The organism is Streptomyces sp. NPDC047002, from assembly GCF_040704505.1.
Taxonomy (GTDB): Bacteria; Actinomycetota; Actinomycetes; order Streptomycetales; family Streptomycetaceae; genus Streptomyces.
Genome location: NZ_JBEYWC010000037.1, coordinates 1 through 19885 on the forward strand (window position 1 = coordinate 1; position 19885 = coordinate 19885).

A 19885-nucleotide genomic window follows, 5' to 3' on the forward strand; every position below is an offset into this window, starting at 1 on the left:
CTGGCTGCCCGTCGCGCGCTGTCCGCCGAGGAACACCGCGGCGGTCGCGGCCAGCGCGAGCAGCAGCCCGCCGGGGAAGAGGCCGCCCTGGCCGGGACCCCGGCACCGCCCCCACCCGCTGAGCCGGCTCAGGCCCTGGCCCACGCCCCGGCCGCCGCGCGCACCGCGGCCTCCGTGTCCACCGGTGCCGCGTCCGCGCCCGCCGCTTCCGCCAGCGCGTCGCCCAGCGCCCGCAGGCAGGCCGCCACGGCCTCCTCGCTCGCGTCGGGGCCGTAGTGGTTCACCCGGACCATCCCGGCCGCGAGCGGCCCGCCGCCGGCGATCAGCGGCAGCCCGGGGGACGCGGCAAGGGCCTTCGACACGAGTGCGGAGGCGTCCACCCCCGCGGGGGTGCGCAGCGTCGTGGCGACCGGGGCAGCAGCCGCCTCCTCGTGCACGAACGGGGCGAGCCCGCCACCCAGCGCGAGCGCGCCCGCCCGCGCCGCGGCCGCGGCCCGCGCGTGCCGCGCCTGCACGGCGGCGAGGCCCGTGCGCTCGATCCGGTCGACGCAGGCATCGAGCGCGGCCATCTCCAACTGCGCAGGCGCGTGCGGCAGGGCGCGCCTGCCGGTGTCGATCCAGCGCTCCTTCCAGTCGAGCAGCGACAGGTACGACCGGCGCGGCGCCCCCGGGTTGGCCGCGAGCCGCGCCCACGCCCGCTCGCTCACCGACACGGCGGAGACCCCGGCGGGGCCGCCCATCGCCTTCTGCGCGCCGATCACGCACAGGTCCACGCCCCAGGCGTCGGGCTGCAGCGGCTCGGCGGCGACCGACGCCACCGCGTCCAGCATCAGCAGCGCGCCGTGCGCCCTGACGACCTCCCCGATCTCCGCGACCGGGTTGGTGTTGCCGGTGGCGGCCTCCGCGTGCACCAGCGAGACGAACTCGGTCTCCGGACGGGCGGCGAGCGCGCGCTCCACCTGCTCGGCGCCGACCGCGCCGGAGAACGGCACCTCCAGGTCGTGCACGGCCGCGCCGCAGTCGCGCAGCCAGCCGCCGAAGGTCTGTCCGTACGGGCCCGTCACGATGTTCAGCGCGGTCGAACCCGCCCTCGCGGCACCCTTCACGCAGGCTTCGAGCGGCAGCAGGGCCTCGCCCTGCATGATCACCACGTCGTTGCCGGTGCCGAGGAGCGCGGCCACCCGCCGCTCCACGGCGGCGAACTCGGCGGCGGTCGGCGGCGCCAGGTCCAGCAGGGCGTGCGGCGGGGGAGCGGCGGGCGCGGGATGGGTCACGGCGGGACTTCTCTCCGGGTGTCTGCGGGTGTCTGCGGCGCGGTGCGGCCGCCGTCCTGGGCGGCCGCGGTCCTTGGCCGAACTGCTCGAACGAGGGTACTCACGGCCTCGTACAGTGCTCTCCATGAGCGATGGGACGAGGGCACCTGCACTGCACGTGAAGGGCCGGGTACTGCTCGGCCCCGAGGAGAGCGCCGACGAGCTGTGGGTGGTCGGCGGCAGGATCACCTTCGAACGGCCGGCGGGCGTCCGGGACCTGCGCACGGTCACCGGCTGGGCGCTGCCGGGCCTGGTCGACGCGCACTGCCACGTCGGGCTCGACACGCACGGCCCGGTGGACGAGGCGACCAGCGAGAAGCAGGCGCTCGGCGACCGCGACGCCGGCGCGCTGCTGCTGCGCGACGCGGGCTCGCCCTCCGACACCCGCTGGATCGACGGCAGGGACGATCTGCCGAAGATCGTCAGGGCCGGGCGGCACATCGCGCGCACGCGCCGCTACATCCGCAACTTCGCCCATGAGATCGAGCCCGAGGACCTCGTCGCCTACGTGGCGCGCGAGGCGCAGCGCGGTGACGGCTGGGTCAAGCTCGTCGGCGACTGGATCGACCGCGGGGTGGGCGACCTGACGGCCTGCTGGCCGCGCGGCGCCGTCGAGGCGGCGATCGCCGAGGCGCACCGGCTGGGCGCCAGGGTCACCGCGCACTGCTTCGCCGAGGACTCCCTGCGGGACCTGGTGGAGGCCGGGATCGACTGCGTCGAGCACGCCACGGGCCTGACGGACGACACGATCCCGCTGTTCGCCCTGCGGGGCGTGGCGATCGTGCCGACGCTGGTCAACATCGCGACGTTCCCGCAGCTCGCCGCCGGGGGAGCCGCCAAGTTCCCGCGCTGGTCCGCGCATCTGGAGCGGCTGTACGAGCGCCGCTACGACACCGTGCGCGCCGCCTACGACGCGGGCGTGCCGGTCTACGTCGGCACCGACGCGGGCGGGTCGCTCGCCCACGGCCTGGTCGGCGCCGAAGTGGCAGAACTGGTGCGGGCGGGCATCCCGGCGCGCGACGCGCTCGCCGCGACCACCTGGGCCGCGCGCGCCTGGCTCGGCCGCCCCGGCCTCGAAGAGGGCGCGCCCGCCGACCTCGTCGTCTACGAGGAGGATCCGCGCGCTGACGTCCGGGTGCTCACGGCGCCGCGCCGGGTGGTGCTGAACGGGCGCGTCGTGGTCTGAGGCGCTGCCGCCCCGGCCTGAAAGCGCAGTCCCGGTCCTGAACTGCCGCCCGGCCCGGGCGCGCGAGGGCTGAGAGTTGACGGCCCGTGACGCCTGACCGCGCCGGGTCGTTGGACACTTTCTGCCGCTGACCCGCCGCCGGATCCCGAGCGGCGCGTAAGGGTGAAGGCCCGGGGCGGGAGTGAACTCACGTGCCTCAGAAATCGAAAACTGACACGGAAACCCCCCGTTCGGGTGAACTGGCGCTCCGTTTCGGCACGTTCACTCTCAGTACGTAAAGATGCGTGGTGTCTCGGTCGCCGCCGCCTTGTCCCCAGCCGGCCGGTCGGCGACGCCATGTCTCTGTGGGGGTTTCACGAAGTGAACAGCAACACCTTTCGACGCCCGTCCGCGCGCCGCTGCGCCGCGCTCGCCGCGGCGGCCGCGCTGACGGCGGGCCCCGTGCTCCTCGCCGCGCCCGCCCAGGCCACCGGGGTCGAGGGGCACGGCGGTGCGGCCCACGCCGCGGTGCTCAAGGCGGCACTCGACGTGTCCCTGCTCAACAAGACCGTCGACGTACCGCTCAACACCTCGCTCAACGAGGTCAGCGCGCCGCAGAGCGCCGACAAGAAGGCGCTGAGCCTGACGGTCGACGGCGTCGACCAGGGGCGCCCGTTCAGCATGCTCAGCGCCGACGTCGCCGACGCGCGGGCCACGCTCAAGGGCCGGACGGCCGAGGGGGATGTGAACCTCGCCCACGCGAAGGTGCACGTGCCGGGGCTTCCGCTGCTCTCGCTCATCGAGCTCCAGCAGGTCACGGCCAAGGCCACCTGCACGGCGGGCGAGCGGCCCACCGCCGCGGCGAACCTGCTGGGCGACGTGACGGTCCTCGGCAAGCGGGTCACGCTCTCCGCGGCAGGACCCACCAAGGTCAGCGTGCCCGGCGTCGGCGAGGTGAGCCTCGAACTCTCCAGGACCCGCACGACGTCCCGCACGGCCGCGGCGACCGCGCTCGCGCTCGACGTCTCCGTCAACCCCCTGAAGCTGAACGTCGCGGACGTGGAGGGCTCGGTGCAGCTGGCGACGGCCGACTGCACGGCGCCCCAGGGCGGCCACGAGGGCGGGACCCCGCCCTCGCAGCCCGCGAAGCCGTCCGAGCCCGCGAAGCCCTCGGCGCCCGGCGACGCGCCCCAGCAGGCCGCGGAGCCCAAGCCGGCTCCCACCACGAAGGAGAACCTCGCGGAGACCGGCGGCAGCTCCGCCACGCCGTACCTGGCGGGCGGCGCGGCCGTGCTGCTCGTCGCGGGCGCGGGCGCCGTGTTCTTCGCGAAGCGCCGCGCGTCGCACTGACGCCGCGCCACCGCCGGGCGGGCCGCACCAGGGGGGGCGGCCCGCCCGGCCGGGCTGTTCAGCCCGCCCTGCCGGTGCCCGTGACGGCCAGGTCGAGGGCCTGGAGGAAACGGTTCGTCGTGGCCCGGTCGCGCACCGCGAGGCGCAGCCACTCGCCGTCGAGCCCGGGGAAGGTGTCGCCGCGGCGCACCGCGAAGCCGTACGTCCGCAGCCGCGCGCGCACCGCGCCCGCGCGGGCCGTGCGGACCAGCACGAACGGGCCCTCGGCCGCCTCCACGGCCTCGACCTCGTCGAACTCGGCGAGCCCCGCGAGCAGGTGCGCGCGCTCCGCGCACATCGCGCGCGCGGCCGCGTCCGCCTCGGCGAGCGCGGCGGGTGTCACACACGCCTCCGCGGCGGCGAGCGCGGGGGACGAGACGGGCCACAGCGGCTGCGCCCGTTCGAGGTCGGCCACCAGCTGCGGCTCGGCGAGCACATAGCCGACGCGCAGCCCCGCGAGCCCCCAGGTCTTCGTGAGGCTCCGCAGCACCACGAGACCCGGTACGTCCACGTCGCCCGCGAGCGATTCGAGCTCGCCGGGCACCGCGTCCATGAACGCCTCGTCCACCACCAGGACCCGGCCGGGGCGCGCCAGCGACACCAGGGTGTCCGCGGGGTGCAGCACCGAGGTCGGGTTCGTCGGGTTGCCGATCACCACCAGGTCCGCGTCCTCCGGCACGGCCTCCGGATCGAGCGCGAAGCCGTCCGCGGGGCTCAGCAGCACCCGGCGCACCTCGTGCCCGGCGTCCCGCAGCGCGGCCTCCGGCTCGGTGAACTGCGGGTGCACCACGACCGGGCTGCGCACCTGCAGCGCCCGCGCGAGCAGCACGAACGCCTCGGCTGCGCCCGCCGTCAGCAGTACACGCTCCACCGGAAGGCCGTGCCGCGCGGCGACCGCGGCGCGCGCGGCGCGGCCGTCCGGGTACGCGCCGAGGCCCGCGAGCGAGTCGGCGATGCGCTCCCGCAGCCACGCGGGCGGGGTCCCGGCCCGCACGTTGACCGCCAGGTCGACCAGGTCGCCAGGCCGGTCCCGTACCTCGGCGTCGCCGTGGTGGCGCAGGTCGTGGGCGCCAGGGGCGTCGTGGGGGTGGTCAGCTGCCTGCTCGGCCGTGCGTCTCACGGCGCTCCCTCCGTACGCGCCCTGTGGGGAGGGCACGTCAGCATCCGGTTCAGCGTGTCCGAGCTGTCTACCCTCCGTACACACGTTCTGTCCACGGGGTACACGGGAACCGTCACGCCCGCTGCCGTGAACGGTCCCGGCCGCCGGGCCGCCGACCTGCGGTGCCCGCCCCGCGATCGCGCAGGTGGCCGTGCCGGCCGCGTTCTTCAGCTTGGCGAGGAGCAGCGGTCCACCGCCCGCGAGGGCCGCCGCCTCTGCGACCGACCCCGTGCCCACCGCCCGGCGCACGCCCTCGGCGGGGTGCGGCACGGGCACCGCGTCGAGCACGGCCGCAGGATGGCCGCGCAGCGGCACCCCGAGGCGCGCGGCCGCCGCCACGAGCCCCGGCTCGGCCGCCCGCGTGTCGAGCGTCGCGAGCTCGGCCACCGCGGCCGGCCGCACCCCCGCGGCCAGCAGGGCGTCGGCGACCAGCGCGACCACCTCGTCCGCCGTGACACCCGGCCGCACGCCGACCCCGACCGTCAGGTCAGGAGGCCCGAAAGACCCGGGAAACGTGAGGTTGGTCACGACTGGCCCCGATCCGGGCCTCCCGCGGCCTCCGAACGTGCGCGGAGCGGCAGTGATCGGCTATGCAGGGGCTCATGGCGGTGTTCGTCGCGCTCGGCGCGTTCCTGATGACGCTGTTCGGCGGCTGGACGGCGCAACGCGTCACCGACCGCAGGCACCTGGTGCTCGGCCTCGCGGGCGGGCTGATGCTCGGCGTGGTCGGCCTCGACCTGCTGCCCGAGGCGGTCTCCGCCGCGGGCGACGAGGTGCTCGGCGTCCCCCAGGCGCTGCTGCTGTTCGTCGGCGGCTTCCTCGTCGCCCATCTGGTCGAACGCCTCCTGGCGACCCGGCAGAGCTCGCACGGCGGCGCCGACACGGATGCCCAGACCGACACCGGTCCCGCCGGTCCCGCAGACGCCACCGACGTCCCGGGCGCCCCCGCTGCCGGAACCGGGGGCGGCGGGGCACACGCCCGCGCGCCGGCGCACACGCACGCTCATGCGCACGCCCCGGCGCGCGGCGCGGACGGCACCGCGCGCGTGCCGCAGTTCGGGCTGACCGCCGCCGCTGCCATGGTCGGCCACAGCCTGATGGACGGCATCGCGCTCGGCGCCGCCTTCCAGGTGGGCGGCGCGATAGGCACCGCGGTCGCGCTCGCCGTGATCGCCCACGACTTCGCCGACGGCTTCAACACGTACACGATCACCAGCCTGTACGGGAACGACCGCCGCAGGGCCCTCGGCATGCTCCTCGCGGACGCCGCCGCGCCGATCGTCGGCGCCGCCTCCACGCTGTTCTTCACGCTGCCCGAGGAACTCCTCGGCAGCTACCTCGGCTTCTTCGGCGGCGCGCTGCTCTACCTCGCGGCCGCCGAGATCCTGCCCGAGGCCCACCACGAGCACCCCGCGCGCTCCACCCTGCTGTGCACGGTGGCGGGCGCCGCCTTCATCTGGCTGGTGGTGGGCGTCGCGGGCTGAGCGCCGGGCGCCGGCGCTCACGGCGCGCCCGCGGCGCGCCCCACGAAGCGCGCGGCGAACTCGGGCGTAGCCGCCCAGTGCGTGTGCAGGTAGCTGGCGTGCACCCCGCGTCGCACGAAGCCCTCCATGGTCCGCCCCGGGCGCACGAAGCCCCACGCCGGGTACGTCCCCGCGCGCGGTTCGAGGACCGTGCGGTGGAACTCGTGGCCCCGTGTCCGCGTGCCCGCCTCCGCGATCGCGCTGTCGCCGATCGCGACGGCCTCGCGGTAGCCGAGCGTCAGCCCGTCCGTCATCCGCGCGTCCGCGTCGAGCACCCCGCACATCTGCCGCCCGTCGAGCGACCGCGCCAGATACAGCAGCCCCGCGCACTCCGCGGCCACCGGCGCGCCGGAGTGCGCGAGCGCCGCGACCGCGCGCCGGAGCTCGTCGTTGGCGGACAGCTCAGGCGCGTACACCTCGGGGAAGCCGCCGCCCAGTACGAGCGCGGCGGTGCGCGGCGGCAGCCCGTCGTCCCGCAGCGGGTCGAAGGGCACGACCTCGGCGCCCGCGGCGGCCAGCAGCTCGGTCTGCTCCGCGTACGAGAAGGTGAACGCGGAGCCGCCGGCGACCGCGACGACCGGCTTCCGGCCGGTCGCGGGACCGCCCACAGCGGCCACCGGGTCCCAGGGCGCCGCGTCGAGCGGCGGCGCCGAGCGCGCGAGCGCGAGCAGCGCCTCCAGGTCGCACCCGCCCCGCACGTGCTCGGCCAGCGCCCGGGTCGCGGCGAGTGCGTCGGCGTGCCGCTCCGCCACCGGCACGAGGCCCAGGTGGCGCGAGGGCGTGCCGACCGCGTCGGAGCGGCGCAGCACGCCGAGCACCGGCACGCCGCAGCCGTCGAGCGCCTCCCGCAGCAGCTCCTCGTGCCGGTCGGAGCCGACCTTGTTGAGGATCACCCCGCCGACCCGCACCTCCGGGTCGTACGAGACGAAGCCGTGCACCAGGGCAGCGACCGAGCGCGACTGCGACGACGCGTCCACCACCAGCACGACCGGCGCCCGCAGCAGCTTCGCCACATGCGCGGTCGACGCCAGCTCGCCCAGGCCGGCGGCGCCGTCGTACAGCCCCATCACGCCCTCCACGACCGCGAGGTCGCAGCCGGCCGAGCCGTGCGCGAACAGCGGCCCCACCAGGTCGGGCCCGCACAGGTAGGCGTCGAGGTTGCGGCCGGGCCTGTGCACCTCGCCGCCGCCCGAGACGGCGAGCGCGTGGTAGCCGGGGTCGATGTAGTCGGGGCCGACCTTGTGCGGCGACACGGCGAGGCCGCGCTCGGTGAGAGCGGCCATCAGGCCGGTGGCCACGGTGGTCTTCCCGCTGCCCGATGCGGGCGCGGCGACGACGAGGCGGGGCAGGGAGGTCACGGCGCCTGCACCGCCCGCAGGGACGCGGACCCGCGCGCGGGCCCCCCGGTCGTGCGCGGGCGTCTGCCCGCCGTGCCCTCTGCGCCGCGGAACGTCACCATTCGATGCCTCGCTGACCCTTCTGACCCGCGTCCATGGGGTGCTTCACCTTTGTCATCTCCGTCACGAGGTCCGCGAAATCCATCAGTTCCGCGGGCGCGTTGCGGCCGGTGATCACCACGTGCTGGTTGCCGGGGCGCCCGCGCAGCACCTCGATCACCTCGGCCGTGTCCACCCAGCCCCAGTGCAGCGGGTACGCGAACTCGTCCAGCACGTACAGCCGGTGCGTCTCGGCCGCCAGGTCGCGCTTGACCTGCTCCCAGCCCTCGCGGGCCGCTTCTTCGTTCGAGAGCTGGCTGTCCCGCTGGACCCATGACCAGCCCTCGCCCATCTTGTGCCAGGCGACCGTGCCGCCCTCGCCGCTCGCGCCGAGCACGGTGAGCGCCTTCTCCTCGCCGACCCGCCACTTCGCCGACTTCACGAACTGGAACACGCCGATCGGCCACCCCTGCGTCCACGCACGCAGCGCGAGGCCGAAGGCGGCGGTCGACTTGCCCTTGCCGGGGCCCGTGTGGACGAGGACCAGCGGCCGGTTGCGGCGCTGACGGGTGGTGAGGCCGTCGTCGGGGACGGTCTCCGGCTTTCCCTGAGGCATCAGGCGGCCCTCCGCGCTTCGTCGGTGGTGTCTGCGGCGGCGTGCCGGGCGCCGCGCGCCCGCTGTCCGCCCCGTACGTCCTTCACGAGGCCCGCGAGGGAGTCCGCGCGCAGCTCGTCGAGTGTGACGGCCGTGCCGCCGAGCGCCGCGGCCAGGCTCCCCGCGAGGCCGAGCCGCACCGGCCCCGACTCGCAGTCCACGACGACCGAGGCGACGCCCTGCGCCGCGTGCAGCGCCGCCGCCCTGGCCGCGTCGCCGACCGCGTCGCCGCGGCCCGCCGCGGTGGCCCGCCCGTCCGTGACGACGACGAGCAGCGGCCGCCGCGAGGGGTCGCGCAGCCGCTCGACCCGCAGCACGTCGTGCGCCTTCAGCAGCCCGGCCGCCAGCGGCGTGCGGCCGCCGGTCGGCAGGGAGCCGAGGCGGGCGGCCGCCGCGTCCACGGACGAGGTGGGCGGCAGCGCGAGCGCCGCATCCCGGCCCCTGAAGGTGACCAGGCCGACCTTGTCGCGCCGCTGGTACGCGTCGAGCAGCAGCGACAGCACGGCGCCCTTGACCGCGCCCATGCGCTGCCTGGCCGCCATCGAACCCGACGCGTCCACCACGAACAGCACGAGGTTGCCCTCGCGCCCCTCGCGGTTGGCCTGCCGCAGGTCGTCGCGGCGCACGACAAGACCGCGCCCCGACCGGCCCCTGGCCCGCTGGTGCGGGGCCGCGGCCTGCACGGTCGCCGCGAGGTGCAGCCTGGTCAGCGCGCCCTCGGGCCGCCGCGACCCGGTCGTCCTGCCGTGCTCCGTACGGGCCCGGGAGCGCCGGCCCGCGGCGCCCTCGCCGAGCCCGGGCACGGTCAGCACCCTGGCCCTGAACGGCTCGCCCGGGCTCGCCGCAGGCCGCTCCTGCGGCGCGCCGGCCTGCCGGGGGGCCCCGCCGTCCTGCCCGGAGGAGTCGCCCGGGCCCTCGGGCCCCGCGGTGTCGGACGCCGCCCCGTCGTCGCGCGGGCCGCCGCCGTCGCGCGGCCCGTCGTCCGGTCCGTTGTCCGGCCCGGGGCCGCCCCCAGGGCCCGGGTCCTCCGGCCCCGGCTCGTCGGGGCCCAGGCCCGGGTCGTCGGGACCGGGTCCTGCGGGGTCCGTGCCGTCGGGCTCGGGGTCCGGCTCCGGCGTGTCGTCGGAGAACTCGTCGAGGACCCGGTCGAGCATCTCCTCGTCCAGGCCGGGCGCGTCGAACGGGTTGCGCCGCCTGCGGTGCGGCAGCGCGAGCAGCGCCGCCTGCCGCACGTCCTCGGAGGCGACCTCCTCGCGCCCCGCCCACGCGGCGAGCGCGGTCGCCGTGCGGGCCATCACGATGTCCGCGCGCATGCCGTCCACCTCGAACGCCGCGCAGGTCGCGGCTATCCGGCGCAGCACACCGTCGCCGAGCACCACGCGCGGCAGCAGCGCGCGTGCCGCGACGATCCGCTCGCGCAGCGCCTGCTCCTGAGCGGCCCAGCGGTCCGCGAAGCCGTCCGCGTCGTCGTCGTACGCGAGGCGGCGGCGCACCACCTCGACCCGCTGGTCGGGCTCGCGCGACGCGGCGACCTCGACCGTGAGACCGAACCGGTCGAGCAGCTGCGGGCGCAGCTCGCCCTCCTCCGGGTTCATCGTGCCGACGAGCAGGAACCGCGCGGCGTGCCGTACGGAGACCCCCTCGCGCTCCACGTACGAGGAGCCCATGGCGGCGGCGTCGAGCAGCAGGTCCACCAGGTGGTCGTGGAGGAGGTTGACCTCGTCGACGTAGAGCACCCCGCGGTGCGCGTCCGCGAGCAGCCCCGGCTCGAACGCCTTCACGCCCTCGGCGAGCGCCCGCTCGATGTCGAGCGCGCCCACGAGCCGGTCCTCCGAGGCGCCGACCGGCAGCTCGACCATCCGCGCAGGCCGGTGCATGGCGGGCTCGTTGCCGTGCGGCCCGTCGGGGCACTGCGGGTCCGGCGCCGCCGGGTCGCAGGAGAACCTGCACCCGGCCACGACGCCAAGCTCGGGCAGCAGCGCGGACAGCGCCCGCACGGCCGTCGACTTCGCTGTGCCCTTCTCGCCGCGCACCAGCACGCCGCCCACGGCGGGGCTGACGGCGTTGAGGAGCAGCGCGAGCCGCAGGTCGTCCATGCCGACGACGGCGGAGAAGGGATAGGGGGTGGTCATGAATCTCCTTTACGACACGAGCCGTTCGATGAGCCGGGACCGGGGACGGCCGATGAGCCGGGACTGAGGACGGCCGACGACCCGGAAGCGGGGACGGCCGGTGAGCCGGGGCTGGGGACGGCGGCCGCGGCGGGCGCCGCTGCCGGGCTCACGGCGCGCCCGGCGGTACGAACGGCAGCCCCGGCGGCGGGCCCGCCTCCACCAGCCGCAGCAGCGCGGCCGTGTCCGCGTGCTCCTCCACCAGGTCGGCGAGCCGGTCGAGCTGCGCCTCCCGCAGCGCCCCGAACTCGGTGTCCTGGGCCACCGTGAAGCGGCGGCCCGCCTCCCGGGCCACCCCGGTCAGATAGGCACGGCGGAAGGCGTCGTTCTCCAGCACGCCGTGCCAGTGCGTGCCGCGGACCGCGCCGACGACGCAGCCGTCCGGCGCGCGGCCGTCCGCGTACGTCACGAACGGGGCGCCCCCTTCGGCCTCGGCGACGCCGTGGTGGATCTCGTACCCCTCGACGGGCAGGCCGAGCGCGGTGCCCGCGGGGCGTCCCAGCGTCTTCTCCCGCTCGAAGCGCACCCGTACCGGCAGCAGGCCGAGGCCGGGCACGACACCGGCCCGCGACTCCACGTCGTCCTCGATCCGCTCGCCGAGCAGCTGGTAGCCGCCGCACACACCGAGCACCGGGCGGTCCGCCGCCGCCCGCCGCGCCAGCTCCCCGGCGAAGCCGCGCTCCCGCAGCCACGCCAGCGCGCGGACCGTGCCCCGGGTGCCCGGCACCACCAGCAGATCGGCGTCGGCCGCCTCGTCGGCGCGCTCCACGAACCGCACCCGCACGCCGGGCTCGGCGGCGAGCGCGTCGACGTCCGTGAAGTTCGACATGAGCGGGACCGCGCACACCGCGACCCGCAGCACCTCCTCGCCCACCGGCGGCAGCGCGGCGCCCGGTGCGCGGACGCCGAGCCCCCCGTCCTCCTCGTCGATGCCGAGGCCCTCGCGCCACGGCAGCACCCCGTACGTGCGCCGCCCGGTGAGCTTCTCCAGCATCCGCAGGCCCGGTTCGAGCAGCGACACGTCGCCCCGGAACTTGTTGACGAGATACCCGGCGACCAGCGCCTGGTCCTCCCGGCTCAGCAGCGCCGTCGTCCCGAAGAACGAGGCGAACACCCCGCCCCTGTCGATGTCACCGACCACGACCACGGGCAGGCCGGCCGCCCTGGCTATGCCCATGTTGACGATGTCCGTGCGGCGCAGGTTGATCTCGGCGGGGCTGCCCGCGCCCTCGCAGACCACCGCGTCATGGGTGGCGCGCAACTCGGCGAGGCAGTCGAGGACCGTGCCGAGCAGCGCCTCCTGGCGGCCGCCGTGGTAGCCGCGTGCGCTCAGCTCGCCCACCGGGCGGCCCATCAGCACCACTTGGCTGCTCGCCTCGCCGCCCGGCTTCAGCAGCACCGGGTTCATCAGCGCCGTCGGCTCGACGCCCGCGGCCCGCGCCTGCATGGCCTGCGCGCGGCCGATCTCCGCGCCCTCGCGCGTCACGAACGAGTTCAGGGACATGTTCTGGCCCTTGAAGGGCGCCACCTTCAGGCCCTGCCTGGCCAGCCAGCGCAGGATGCCCGCGGTGACGACGCTCTTACCCGCGTCGGACGTGGTGCCGGCGACCAGCAGGCCGCCGCCCTGTCCGCCGCGCGCGCCTCCCGCGCCCCGGGTGTGCCCTGTGCCCCGGGTGCCTCGTGTGTCTGTCAACAGCCCGCCCCTCCACGCCGCCCCTGTATCGATCCCCACGCGGCCCGCCCCGCCACACACGCCGCGAGCGCGAGCCAGGTCACCCGGCGCGACAGCCGCACCGCGCGGTCGATGTCCGCGACCTCCACGGGCCGCTGCCCCTCGCCGAGCACGGGCCGGTGCTCGACCCGCCCGCCGTACGCCAGCGTCCCGCCGAGCCGCAGGCCGAGCGCGCCGGCGAACGACGCCTCGACCGGACCCGCGTTGGGGCTCGGGTGGCGGTGCGCGTCGCGCCGTACGACGCCCAGCGCACGGCGCGGCGCGCCGCCCGCGAGGACGGCGAGCGCCGCGGTGAGCCGCGCGCCCGGCGCGCCCACCGCGTCGTCGAGGCGCGCCGAGGCCCAGCCGAACCGCAGATGGCGGGGCGAGCGGTGGCCCACCATCGCGTCAAGCGTGTTCACCGCGCGGAAGCCCACGAGCCCCGGCACGCCGGCGAGCGCGCCCCACACGAGGGCGCCGACGACCGCGTCCGAGGTGTTCTCCGCGACCGACTCGACCACGGCGCGCGCGAGTTGACCCTCGTCCAGCGCCTCGGGGTCGCGGCCGCACAGATGGGGGAGGCGCGCGCGGGCCCCCGGCACGTCACCCGCGGCGAGCCGCGCGCCGATCAGGCGGGCCTCCCGGCCGAGCGACGTGCCGCCGACGACGGCCCAGGTGGCGGCCGCGGTCAGGGCGACAGACGCGCCGCGGCTGCCCCGCGCCGTACGGCGGGCGAGCGCGGCGGCCCCGACGGCGCCGCCGACGCAGACGGCGGTGAACAGTGCGCCGCTCGCCCGGTCGTCGCGCCACAGCAGCCGTTCCGCCGCGCCCGCCGCCCGGCCGAACGCGGCCACCGGATGGCCGCGCCGCGGGTCGCCGAACACGGCGTCGGCGAGCAGGCCGAGCCCGGCGGCGGCACCGAAAGCGCAGGGTCCCTCGACGGGCATGCCGCGGGCAGGCATGGAGCAGCAGTGTCCTCACTCAGGGTCCGCGCCCCGGCTCGACGTTCGAACACGGCGGCGAGAGTTCCTGGCTCCCGGCGCGCCGTGCGGGGCGCTCGCCGGTGACAGTGGCGGGACCGCGCCGGATTCGCACCGGCTTCCTCTGCTGCTGCCGCGGTAGTGGCCTCGGCAGTCCACCACGCCCCCCGACACCCGTCAACCCACCGTGACCTGCGGCGGGGCAGTGTGCGAAGTCCCACACCCCGGCCCGCGCGGGGCCGGGGGAGAGCGGACCCTCAGCGGACGATCAGGAAGATCCCGTACGCCACGGCCGCCGCGCACAGCCCGAAGCAGACGTAGGCGGCTGAAGTCACGACCGCCGAGCCCTGCTTGGCGAGGCCGACGGTGCCGAGGGCGAACAGGCCCACAAGCCCGACGGTGACCAGCAGGCTGACACCGAAGACAGTGCCCACGGATGCCCAGTCGATGTTCATGCGGCTGCGCCCCTGTCCTCGTGCTTCCCGTAGGCCCCGTAGGCCCCGTAGGCCCCGTAGGCCCCGTGGTGCTCGTCGCTCATGCGGCTGTGCTCCTGCTCTCGTGCCTGCTCCCGGGCCGGCGGATCCGACGCCGCGTGCGGGCGGGGGGCCGTGCGCGCGGGCCGGTCGGGACCGCGGCCCTCCCGGCCGCTCACGCGGCGGCCGAAGGGGAGGGCGCCGCCGCGGGCGCCGGGATGCTCGCGCTCAGGCCGGCGTCGAGCACCGGCGCCTGGGCCGCGGGTCCCGGCTGCGGGCCGGGCAGCGGCTCCACCGGCGTCGGCCGCGGCGCGACGCTCTCCGCGGTGACCGGGCGGCGGCGCGCGGCGCGCCAGATCGCCGCGGCGCAGACCACGAGCACCGCGCCCACCAGGACGATGCCCCAGGTGCCCTGCCCGGTGAGGAGCTCCGCGCCTGCGGCGACCAGCGCGGCGGCCGGGAGCGTCAGGCACCAGGCGACCGCCATGCGGGTCGCGGTCGACCAGCGCACCACCCCGCCCCTGCGGCCGAGCCCCGCGCCCATCACGGCGCCCGAGCAGACCTGCGTGGTGGAGAGCGAGAAGCCGAGGTGCGAGGAGGCGAGGATGGAGATCGCGGCGCTGGTCTGCGCGGCGAACCCCTGCTGGGGCCTGAGGTCGGTCAGGCCCGTGCCCAGGGTGCGGATGATCCGCCAGCCGCCGATGTACGTGCCGAGCGCGATCGCGAGGCCCGAGCAGACGATCACCCAGACCGGCGGGTTCGAACCGGGCGCCAGTACACCGCCGGTGACCAGCGCGAGCGTGATCACGCCCATCGTCTTCTGCGCGTCGTTGGTGCCGTGCGCGAGGGAGACGAGCGCGGCCGAGGCGATCTGCCCCGCGCGGTAGCCCTTGGCGGTGGCCGCGTCGTCCGCGTGCCGCCCGATGCGGAAGGTGAGGCGGGAGGCGACGAGGGCGGCGAGCCCCGCCACCACGGGCGCGGCGACCGCGGGCAGCAGCACCTTGGTGACCACGACGCCGCCGTCGACCGCCGAGACGCCCGCGGACATCACGGCCGCGCCGATCAGGCCGCCGAACAGGGCGTGCGAGGAGCTTGAAGGGAGCCCGAGCAGCCAGGTGACCAGATTCCAGAGGATGGCGCCGACCAGGGCCGCGAAGATGACCTGGGTTCTGATGCCGCTCTCGTCGACGATCCCGCCGGAGATCGTCTTGGCGACCTCCACCGAGAGGAACGCGCCGACGAGGTTGAGCGCGGCGGACATCCCCACCGCGACCTTCGGGCCCAGGGCACCGGTCGAGATGGTCGTGGCCATCGCGTTGGCGGTGTCGTGGAAGCCGTTGGTGAAATCGAACGCGAGGGCTGTCGCGATCACGACCGCGAGCAGCAGCGTCACATGCTCCATGGACCCAGGCAATCGTTCGACGGGGTGGGTGGCCGAGATGAACGTAGGGAGCCCGGGTGAACGCAAGATGAACTAGGCAGGTATTCGCGGTGTCTCTCCTGACGGCCCCTCGGCCGCGCGCCGGGGCGCCGCGCCCCGACGCCCCGCACGCGCGGGGGGCCCGCGCTCCCGCGCGGCCGTCCGCGCTGGCACGATCGACCCGGACGTGCGGCGCCGCCGCGCACCACCGGCGGAACACAGCGGAACAGCAGGGGACGGAGACGGCGACCGTGGCAGACACCGCAGGCACCGAAAGCACGGCAGGCAGCGCAGGCACGGGGCCCGGCGCCGGCCCGGCGGGCGCTGCCGGGCCGCCGGCGGAGGGGCTCGGGACAGGCGCCGCGCTGGCAGGCCCGTGGCTCGACCTCGTCGCCACCGCGCGCAGGACGGCCGCCGAGGGGCTCGTCGTCGGCACCTCGGGCAATGTCTCCGTGCGCGTGGGCGACCTCGTCCTCGTCACTCCGAGCGGCGTGCCCTACGACCGGCTCGGCCCCGGCGACACCGTCGCCGTGCGGCTCGACGGCACCCAGGTGCTCGGGACGCTCACCCCCACGAGCGAGCTGCCCATGCACCTCGCCGTGTACCGCACCACCGGCGCCCGCGCCGTCGTGCACACGCACGCCGTCCACGCGACCGCCGTCTCCACCCTCGTCGACGAGCTGCCGCCGGTCCACTACATGACGGCGGCGCTCGGCGGGCCCGTGCGCGTCGCCCCGTACGCGACGTACGGCACCGACGCGCTCGCCGAGCGGATGCTCGAAGCGCTCGACGGGCGCACCGGCTGCCTCCTGCAGAACCACGGCGCCGTGACCTACGGCGCCTCGCTCGACCAGGCGTACGACCGTACGGCGCAGCTGGAGTGGATGTGCAGGCTGTGGCTGACCGCGGCTGCCGTGCCCGGCCGGACGCCGTCGCTGCTGCCGCCCGAGGAGATCGACCGCGTCGCGGGGAAGCTCGCGGGGTACGGGCAGCGCCCCGCGGACACCCGCGGCTGACCGGCGCGCGCGGCGGCGCACGCCCACTGGCGCGCGCGCCCCGGGCCCCGGACACTTGGGGGGTGCGCCCGGCTACAGCGACGGCAGCGGCCGTCACCACAGTGATCGGAGTCGGCGCGGCCGCGGCGGTCGCGGTCGGCCGCTACGCGAGCGACGCTGCCCTCAAGGCGCCGCCACGGCGGCCCCTGCCGTCCGACCCCAAGGTGACCGTGCACGCCACGGCCGCCGGCCGGGTCACCCTCACCCGCAGCCTCGCCTCCCTGCGCCCCGGCACCTACGGACTCAGGGGGCCCGGCGTGCACGCCGCGGTCGGCCAGGTCGCCGAGGACGCCCAGCGCACAGCGGACACCGTCGTACGGCGCCTGCTGCGCGTCGACCGGGGCGACCTCACCCCCGGCACGCGGCTCCGCTTCACCCCCGAGGTGCACGCGGGCGACCCCGGCACCGCCCTCGGGCTCGACCACCGCGAGGTCCGCGTCCCCGGCGAACTCGGCGACTCGCCCGCCTGGTTCGTGCCGGGCGCCCGCGACACCTGGGTGATCTGCGTGCACGGCCTCGGCACCGGCCGCGCGCAGGCCATGAACGTCATGCCGTTCCTCGCGGGGCGCCGCTTCCCCGTCCTCGCGGTCGCCTACCGCGGCGACGAGGGCGCGCCCCGGCCCCGCGAAGGGCTCGGCCACCTCGGCGAGAGCGAGTGGCACGACCTCGACGGCGCCATCGGCTTCGCCCTGCGCCACGGGGCCGCACGCGTGATCCTCTACGGCTGGTCGACCGGCGCCACCATGGCGCTGCGCTGCGTGGCGGACTCCCGGCACCGGATGCGGATCAGCGGCCTCGTCCTCGACTCGCCCGTGCTCGACTGGCAGGTCACCCTCAGGGCGCTCGCCGCCGCCCGCCGCACCCCCGCGCCTCTCGTGCCGCTCGCCGTGCGGGCCGCCCAGGGCAGGACGGGGCTCGGCCGGGCGAAGACCGCGGCCGCCGACTTCCCGCGCGGCCTCGACGTCCCCGCGCTGCTGCTGCACGGCCCCGCCGACACCGTCGCCCCCTGGGGCATCTCCCGTGCCATGGTGGCCAAGAGGCCCGATCTGATCAGCCTCCACGCCGTTCCGGATGCGCCCCACGCTGCGATGTGGAACGCCGACCCCGAGGGCTACGAGGAGGCCCTCCGTCGCTTCATCACCCCCCTGATGTGAACCGACCGTCCCCGATGCCGCCTGTGAACTGCGGGAACACCCGTCTCCGCAGGGGTGCCGCCACCCGGGGGCCCGGCGGCACCCATCGGGCACAGCACTGAGAGACATCCACTCCGCACCGGCCACCGACCCGCGCGACACGTTCCGTTTGGGCTTTCGGGCGGTCAGCGTGGAGACTGCCATCCGTGACGTCCCGAAAGCCTGATGAGCAATTGGCGCGCAACTCCAGACTCCGACTCGTCCCGTCGCAGCCGCTGGCCTCCGCCCGAAGGGCCGTGACCACCGGACGCAACCGCCAGGCCCCCCGCCCGCCGGAGGGCACACCGCCCCGTCCGGAGCTGGCGCGCCAGGCGAGGGCCGTGCTCTCCGACGCGGTGGGGATCGCCCACTGGGCCGCGGCCGACGGCGATCCGGGCCCCGGGCCCCTGGGCAGCCAGGCTCTGGAACGCGCCGTCGCCGCGCTCGGGCTGACACCGGCACAGGCGCACGCGGCCTGGGACCGCGCCAAGCTCTCCGGCCTCGTGGAACTCCACGACGGCGTCGTACGCCCCGGCTGGCGGCTGCACGCCTGGGACAGCGACGACAGCGCCGTCCTGCGCGGCTGGGTCGCGCTTTTCGACGCGTGGTCGCTGATCCACCCCGCGCCCGACGACGTCGACCCCGGCCTCGTCTCCGAGGTGATCGAGTCCGTCCCCCAGGTGCTCTCCCTCCTCCAGCTCTCCGCAGGGCCCGTCACCGCGCCCGCCCTCCTCGACCTGCTGGCCCAGCGCGTCGCCGAACTGCACGAGGAGCGCTGCGAGGTCCTCTACGGCCCCGCAGCCCCCGACGCCGAGCCGGTGCCCGCCGGCCCCGCCCCCGCCGAGGTGCCCACGGCCCGCTCCCTCGCGCCGCTGCTGCGCTGGGCCCTTGAGGGGCTCGCCGCGGTCGGCGCGCTCACCCTGGGGGAGGGCCAGGCGACCCTGACCCCGCTCGGCAACTGGGCCGTCTGGGTCAAGCTCGAACAGATCTGCGTCGCCGCGCAGAGCCCCGCGGGGAACATCGAGCAGTCCGCGCAGGACATGCTCCGCGGCTGCGCCCAGCTGACCCCGGGCCCCGCGCGCGCCGAGTACCGGGCCTGGCTCGCCGCCCGCACCGTGTCGAGCGCCGTCAGCGAACTGGTCGCCGTCGCACGCGGCGAGGACGCCCTGCTGCGCGGCCTCGCCTTCGAGGCGCTGCGCGTCGTCGGCGCGCCCGCCGAGCCCGCCGTGCGCGCCGTGGTGGACGAGCCCCAGTTGCGGCCCTACGCCCTGATCTGGCTCGCCGAGTACGAGGGCGCCGACCCGGAGGACGCCCAGTCCATCCTCACCCGCGAGGAGTCGACCTGGCTGTGGGTCGACACGGCGGCCGCCGTCGCGGACCACGGCGACAGCGAACTGCTCGTGCGCCACCTCGACTCGGCGGTGCAGGGCAATGTGCCCGCCCTCATCGAGGAGGTCCGCGCCATAGGGCACCCCAGGACCGTCCAGGTGCTGGTGGCGCTCGCAGCGGCCCACCCCGACCCCGCGCTCGCGAAGGCCGTGCGCAGGGCCGCCTTCCAGGTGCACACCGGCGGGGCCTGACCGCCGGCGCGCCCGCACCCCCGCGTCGCCACGGCCCGGTCCCGGGGCCCGCACCGCGCCCGCCCCGGGAACCCGGCAGCCCCTGCGGCGGCCTGCTCAGCCCCCTTCCGCCGCCCCGGGCGCGTACGTCCCGAAGCCCCACACATTGCCCTCGGCGTCCCGCGCCAGATAGTCACGCGAGCCGTAGTCCTGATCGGCGGGGCCCATCAGGATCTCCACGCCGTGCGCGGCCGCCCGCGCATGGTGCGCGTCGAGCGCGGCAGGGCCGCCCTCCACCACCACGTAGCAGCCGACGGGCCCCGCATCCGCCATCGCCTCGGCGAAGACGCCCTCCCGGCGCCTCGACCCCAGCATCACCACGCCCGAGCCGAACCCCAGCTCCGCGTGGAGCACCGTGCCGTCGTCCGCCTCGTACACGGCGATCTCCGAGAAGCCGAAGGCGTCCTTCAGTGTCGCGATCGCCGCCTTCGCGTCGTCGTACAGCAGCGTGGGGCAGATCCCCGGTCCTCCGGCCATGGCGCTCACCTCTTCCGTCGGATTCCGTTCCGGCCGCTCGACTGTGACCTGCGTCTCAGTCTTCCACCCGCCACGGACAACGGCCTCCCTGACGTCCCTGAACAGTGCGGACGCCGTGCCCGCCGCATCCGGAGGCGCGGCGGCCCGGCGGCACGGGCCGCGCGGCC

Annotated in this window: 17 protein-coding genes and 1 riboswitch; of the genes, 6 read left to right on the top strand and 11 right to left on the bottom strand. The window is 76.4% G+C overall.

Annotation, left to right across the window (positions count from 1 at the left end):
• Positions 1–144: DUF6113 family protein (locus AB0910_RS26695; protein WP_366747265.1), on the bottom strand; the 144-nt coding region annotated here is incomplete at its 3' end.
• A complete protein-coding gene (locus tag AB0910_RS26700) occupies positions 129–1274 on the bottom strand; it encodes an aminotransferase class V-fold PLP-dependent enzyme (protein ID WP_366747200.1) in 1146 nt (381 codons plus the stop codon). The genes AB0910_RS26695 and AB0910_RS26700, both read right to left, overlap by 16 nt.
• Before the next feature lie 124 nt (positions 1275–1398).
• Here AB0910_RS26700 and AB0910_RS26705 point away from each other — a divergent pair, with 124 nt between their 5' ends.
• Complete coding sequence (locus AB0910_RS26705) at positions 1399–2499, top strand: amidohydrolase family protein (RefSeq protein ID WP_366747201.1); 1101 nt, start codon at positions 1399–1401, stop codon at positions 2497–2499.
• 360 nt (positions 2500–2859) lie between these two features.
• Positions 2860–3828, top strand: a complete 969-nt coding sequence (locus tag AB0910_RS26710; protein WP_366747202.1) for an SCO1860 family LAETG-anchored protein — start codon at positions 2860–2862, stop codon at positions 3826–3828.
• A gap of 58 nt (positions 3829–3886) precedes the next feature.
• On the opposite strand, the gene cobC is transcribed toward AB0910_RS26710, so the two are convergent.
• Positions 3887–5554 carry an Rv2231c family pyridoxal phosphate-dependent protein CobC gene (gene cobC, locus AB0910_RS26715; RefSeq protein ID WP_366747203.1) on the bottom strand — a complete coding sequence of 556 codons (1668 nt, stop codon included), beginning with the start codon at positions 5552–5554 and terminating at the stop codon, positions 3887–3889.
• Positions 5555–5628: 74 nt separating this feature from the next.
• Here cobC and AB0910_RS26720 point away from each other — a divergent pair, with 74 nt between their 5' ends.
• Complete coding sequence (locus AB0910_RS26720) at positions 5629–6510, top strand: ZIP family metal transporter (RefSeq protein ID WP_366747204.1); 882 nt, start codon at positions 5629–5631, stop codon at positions 6508–6510.
• Between the two features lie 17 nt (positions 6511–6527).
• Here the strand turns inward: AB0910_RS26720 and AB0910_RS26725 are convergent, their stop codons facing one another.
• The 7 genes from AB0910_RS26725 to AB0910_RS26755 all read right to left on the bottom strand — a co-directional run bounded on the left by AB0910_RS26725 (position 6528) and on the right by AB0910_RS26755 (position 15377).
• A complete protein-coding gene (locus AB0910_RS26725; protein ID WP_366747205.1) occupies positions 6528–7907 on the bottom strand; it encodes a cobyrinate a,c-diamide synthase in 1380 nt (459 codons plus the stop codon).
• 94 nt (positions 7908–8001) lie between these two features.
• The gene (gene cobO, locus AB0910_RS26730; RefSeq protein WP_366747206.1) at positions 8002–8601 is read right to left on the bottom strand and encodes a cob(I)yrinic acid a,c-diamide adenosyltransferase; all 600 of its coding nucleotides are present in this window, start codon (positions 8599–8601) and stop codon (positions 8002–8004) included.
• Complete coding sequence (locus AB0910_RS26735; RefSeq protein WP_366747207.1) at positions 8601–10772, bottom strand: putative cobaltochelatase; 2172 nt, start codon at positions 10770–10772, stop codon at positions 8601–8603. The genes cobO and AB0910_RS26735 overlap by 1 nt, the downstream gene beginning before the upstream one ends.
• Before the next feature lie 148 nt (positions 10773–10920).
• Positions 10921–12426 (bottom strand): cobyric acid synthase, encoded by a 1506-nt coding sequence (locus tag AB0910_RS26740; RefSeq protein WP_366747266.1) that lies wholly within the window; start codon positions 12424–12426, stop codon positions 10921–10923.
• A 74-nt stretch (positions 12427–12500) separates the two neighbouring features.
• A complete protein-coding gene (locus tag AB0910_RS26745; protein WP_366747208.1) occupies positions 12501–13484 on the bottom strand; it encodes a cobalamin biosynthesis protein in 984 nt (327 codons plus the stop codon).
• A gap of 61 nt (positions 13485–13545) precedes the next feature.
• A riboswitch (cobalamin riboswitch) is annotated at positions 13546–13628 on the bottom strand.
• A 131-nt stretch (positions 13629–13759) separates the two neighbouring features.
• Positions 13760–13957, bottom strand: a complete 198-nt coding sequence (locus AB0910_RS26750; protein ID WP_366747209.1) for a hypothetical protein — start codon at positions 13955–13957, stop codon at positions 13760–13762.
• A gap of 193 nt (positions 13958–14150) precedes the next feature.
• Positions 14151–15377: an inorganic phosphate transporter gene (locus AB0910_RS26755; protein ID WP_366747210.1), complete on the bottom strand. Its 1227-nt coding sequence runs from the start codon at positions 15375–15377 to the stop codon at positions 14151–14153.
• Positions 15378–15760: 383 nt separating this feature from the next.
• Between AB0910_RS26755 and AB0910_RS26760 the strand changes: the two genes are divergently transcribed.
• From AB0910_RS26760 to AB0910_RS26770, 3 genes are all read left to right on the top strand, one after another.
• Complete coding sequence (locus AB0910_RS26760; RefSeq protein ID WP_366747267.1) at positions 15761–16411, top strand: class II aldolase/adducin family protein; 651 nt, start codon at positions 15761–15763, stop codon at positions 16409–16411.
• Positions 16412–16473: 62 nt separating this feature from the next.
• Positions 16474–17604: an alpha/beta fold hydrolase gene (locus AB0910_RS26765; RefSeq protein ID WP_366747211.1), complete on the top strand. Its 1131-nt coding sequence runs from the start codon at positions 16474–16476 to the stop codon at positions 17602–17604.
• 275 nt (positions 17605–17879) lie between these two features.
• Positions 17880–19202, top strand: a complete 1323-nt coding sequence (locus AB0910_RS26770) for a hypothetical protein (protein WP_366747212.1) — start codon at positions 17880–17882, stop codon at positions 19200–19202.
• Between the two features lie 96 nt (positions 19203–19298).
• Here AB0910_RS26770 and AB0910_RS26775 read toward each other — a convergent pair whose 3' ends face one another.
• The gene (locus AB0910_RS26775; protein WP_366747213.1) at positions 19299–19718 is read right to left on the bottom strand and encodes a VOC family protein; all 420 of its coding nucleotides are present in this window, start codon (positions 19716–19718) and stop codon (positions 19299–19301) included.
• Positions 19719–19885 lie beyond the last annotated feature (167 nt).

Coding starts and splice junctions, on each gene's coding strand:
- AB0910_RS26705 (WP_366747201.1), top strand. CDS start 1,399: ATGAGCGATGGGACGAGGGCACCTGCACTGCACGTGAAGGGCCGGGTA.
- AB0910_RS26720 (WP_366747204.1), top strand. CDS start 5,629: ATGGCGGTGTTCGTCGCGCTCGGCGCGTTCCTGATGACGCTGTTCGGC.
- cobO (WP_366747206.1), bottom strand. CDS start 8,601: ATGCCTCAGGGAAAGCCGGAGACCGTCCCCGACGACGGCCTCACCACC.
- AB0910_RS26735 (WP_366747207.1), bottom strand. CDS start 10,772: ATGACCACCCCCTATCCCTTCTCCGCCGTCGTCGGCATGGACGACCTG.
- AB0910_RS26745 (WP_366747208.1), bottom strand. CDS start 13,484: ATGCCTGCCCGCGGCATGCCCGTCGAGGGACCCTGCGCTTTCGGTGCC.
- AB0910_RS26750 (WP_366747209.1), bottom strand. CDS start 13,957: ATGAACATCGACTGGGCATCCGTGGGCACTGTCTTCGGTGTCAGCCTG.
- AB0910_RS26755 (WP_366747210.1), bottom strand. CDS start 15,377: ATGGAGCATGTGACGCTGCTGCTCGCGGTCGTGATCGCGACAGCCCTC.
- AB0910_RS26775 (WP_366747213.1), bottom strand. CDS start 19,718: ATGGCCGGAGGACCGGGGATCTGCCCCACGCTGCTGTACGACGACGCG.